A 3,208-nucleotide genomic window follows, 5' to 3' on the forward strand; every position below is an offset into this window, starting at 1 on the left:
GGCCCGGCTCGGCGTGCCGGCGGGGCAGCTCCGGGTCGCCGCCGGCACCGTCACCACCGCCGACGGCCGCAAACTGGCCTACGGCGAGATCGCGGCGGCCGGCCTGCTCCAGCGCCAGGCGACCGCCCGGGTGGCGCCCAAACCCGCCGCGGCGCACACCATCGTCGGCACCTCCGCCCCCCGCCTCGACATCCCGCCCAAGGTGTTCGGCAGCCCCAGCTACGTGCAGGACCTGCGTCTGCCGGGGATGGCGTTCGGGCGCGTGGTGCGCCCTCCCGGACCGCGCGCCAGGCTGGAGGCGGTCGATACGGAGGCGGTCCGGAGCCTGCCGGGGGTGCTGGCGGTGGTGCGCGACGGCAGCTTCCTCGGCGTCGTGGCGCGGCGCGAGGAGCAGGCGGTCAAGGCGCGCGAGGTGCTGCTCAGCAGCGCCCGATGGCACGACCCGGCCGATCTGCCGGAGGCCGACCGGATTCATGCCTGGCTCAGGACCCAGCCGGGCGAGGCGGCGGTGGTCAGCGAGAAGCAGGATGCCTCGGCCGCGCCGGCCGCGCGGCGGCTGGAGGCGACCTTCACCAAGTCCTACGTGGCGCACGCCTCCCTCGGCCCATCCTGCGCCGTCGCCGAGATGAGGGAGGGCCGGCTCCGCGTCTGGTCGCATACCCAGGGGGTCTATCCGCTCCGCGACAGCCTGGCGGCGGTGCTGAAGCTCGACCCGCAGGCCGTCGTCGTCGCCCACGTGGAGGGGGCCGGCTGCTACGGCCACAACGGCGCCGACGACGCGGCGCTCGATGCGGCCCTGCTCGCCCGCGCCGTGCCGGGACAGCCGGTGCAGGTGCAGTGGATGCGCGACGACGAATGCGCCTGGGAGCCCTTCGGCTCGGCCATGCTGATGCAGCTTGACGCCGGCCTGGCGGCCGACGGCCGCATCGTCGACTGGCGGCACGAACTCTGGAGCAACGCTCACAGCAGCCGCCCGGGCCGCCAGGGGCGCGTCAACCTGCTCGCCGCCTGGCACCTGGCCGAGCCGGCGGCACCGTACCTGCCCCGCAGCGGCGGCGAGGACCGCAACGCCGTGCCGCTCTACGACTTCCCGAACCAGCAGGTCGTCCGCCACCTCATCCCGGCGATGCCGCTGCGCACCTCGGCCCTGCGCACCCTCGGGGCCTACGGCAACGTCTTTGCCCTCGAATCCTTCATGGACGAGCTGGCGGCGGCGGCCGGCGCCGATCCGGTCGCCTTCCGGCTCCGGCACCTGCGGGACTCGCGGGCCCGGGCGGTGATCGAGACGGCCGCGGCCAGGGCGGGCTGGCAGCCCGGCTTCAAAAGCGACGGGACACACGGCCGCGGCTTCGGCTTCGCCCGGTACAAGAATACGGCGTGCTACGTGGCCTGCGTCGCCGATGTTGTCGTCGATCGCCGAACGGGAGAGGTTCGGGTCATCCGCGTGGTCGCCGCCGCGGATGCCGGCCAGATCATCAACCCGAACGGCCTCGCCATGCAGATCGAGGGGGGAATCGTCCAGTCCGCGAGCTGGACCCTGAAGGAGGCGGTCCGCTTCGACCGCTCGCAGGTGACTTCGCGCGACTGGGCCGGCTACCCGATCCTCACCTTCCCGGAGGCGCCCGGGGTCGAGGTTCACCTGCTGAACCGGCCGGACGAAAAGCCGGTCGGCAGCGGCGAGGCCTCGTCGGGTCCCGCAGCGGCGGCGATCGCCAATGCGGTCGGCCATGCCCTGGGCCGCCGGGTTCGCGATCTGCCGCTTACCCCCGAGCGAATCCGGGCGGCGGCGGGATAAGAAGATCATCCGAGGTGTGTCATGAAACGTCAATTTCCCAGCAGATTCCAGGCCTTTACCGTTTCCATCCTCTCCCTCGTGCTCTTCACCGCCTGCAATGGCGGCGGGGGAAACAGCACACCGGCTGCCAATCCGACTCCGGCGTTTCCCGCCATCACCCTGACCCCGGTTGCTTCCGGGCTCGCCCTACCGGTGGGGGTGACCCATGCCGGGGACGGCAGCGGCCGGCAGTTCGTCATCGAGCAGGCGGGAAGGGTGCGGATCGTGCGGAACGGAGCAGTTGCGCCTGTCCCCTTCCTCGATATCTCCGACCGGGTCCTCGCCGGCGGCGAGCGGGGGCTGCTCGGCCTCGCCTTTCCCCCCGGCTTTGCCGGCAAGGGGTATTTCTATGTCGATTACACCCGCCTCCCCGACGGGGCCACCGTGGTGAGCCGCTTCCGCCTCTCCCCGGATCCCGATATCGCCCTGGCGACGGGTGAAGAGGTGCTGCTTGTCGTCGCGCAGCCGTTCGAGAACCACAACGCCGGACAGCTCGCCTTCGGCCCGGACGGGTTCCTCTACGTCGCCCTCGGGGATGGCGGCAGCGCCGGCGACCCCTTCGGCAACGGCCAGAACCGCGCCACGCTGCTGGGAAACATCCTGCGCATCGATGTGGAGGCCGGCGTCGCACCGTACGCCATTCCGCCGGGCAACCCCTTCGTCGGGGAGCCGAACGTCCTCGGCGAGATCTGGGCTTTCGGGCTGCGCAACCCCTGGCGCTTCTCCTTCGATCGGCTTACGGGCGATCTCTACATCGCCGACGTCGGCCAGAACCTGGTCGAAGAGGTGAATTTCCAGGCGGCAGCGAGTGCGGGGGGGGAGAATTATGGGTGGAACATCATGGAGGGAACTTCCTGCTTCCTCAGCCCGGTCTGCGACCGGACCGGCCTGACCCTGCCGGTCGCGGAATACCGGCACGGCGCCGGGGACTGCTCGGTCACCGGCGGCTTCGTCTACCGGGGTGCCGAACACCCGGCCCTGCAGGGGATCTATTTCTACGCGGACTTCTGTACCGGCCGGCTGTGGGGGCTCAGGAAAAACGGCGCCGCCTGGGAAAACCAGCTCCTGCTCGATACGGCGCTGCAAATCTCCAGCTTCGGCGAGGATGAGGCCGGCAACCTCTATCTGGCCGACTTCGGCCTCGGCGACATCTACAAGATCGATGGTCCCTGAAAAGCAGTTGCCCATGGATTCGATGACCCATGGGCAACTGTCCTGAAAAAATGCAATCAGCCGAGGTTGGCGTTGACGAAATCCCAGTTGATCAGGTGATCGATGAAGGCCTGGAGGAAGTCGGGGCGACGATTCTGATAGTCGAGGTAATAGGCGTGCTCCCAGACATCCACCACCAGCAGCGGCTTGATCCCCTGGGCG

General features: G+C 69.9%; 3 protein-coding genes. 2 read left to right on the forward strand and 1 reads right to left on the reverse strand.

Going from position 1 to position 3,208, the window contains the following annotated elements; translation table 11 throughout:
• Both VD811_04020 and VD811_04025 read left to right on the forward strand, forming a co-directional pair.
• Positions 1 to 1,795 (forward strand): molybdopterin cofactor-binding domain-containing protein (locus tag VD811_04020; GenBank protein HXV20145.1); only part of this gene is annotated, 1,795 nt, incomplete at its 5' end.
• 21 nt (positions 1,796 to 1,816) lie between these two features.
• Positions 1,817 to 3,007 carry a PQQ-dependent sugar dehydrogenase gene (locus VD811_04025; GenBank protein ID HXV20146.1) on the forward strand — a complete coding sequence of 397 codons (1,191 nt, stop codon included), beginning with the start codon at positions 1,817 to 1,819 and terminating at the stop codon, positions 3,005 to 3,007.
• A 56-nt stretch (positions 3,008 to 3,063) separates the two neighbouring features.
• Here the strand turns inward: VD811_04025 and VD811_04030 are convergent.
• On the reverse strand, positions 3,064 to 3,208 hold a 145-nt coding region (locus VD811_04030; protein HXV20147.1), incomplete at its 5' end, for a Fe-Mn family superoxide dismutase.

The sequence above is a fragment of the Desulfuromonadales bacterium genome (assembly GCA_035620395.1).
Lineage (GTDB): Bacteria > Desulfobacterota > Desulfuromonadia > Desulfuromonadales > DASPGW01 > DASPGW01.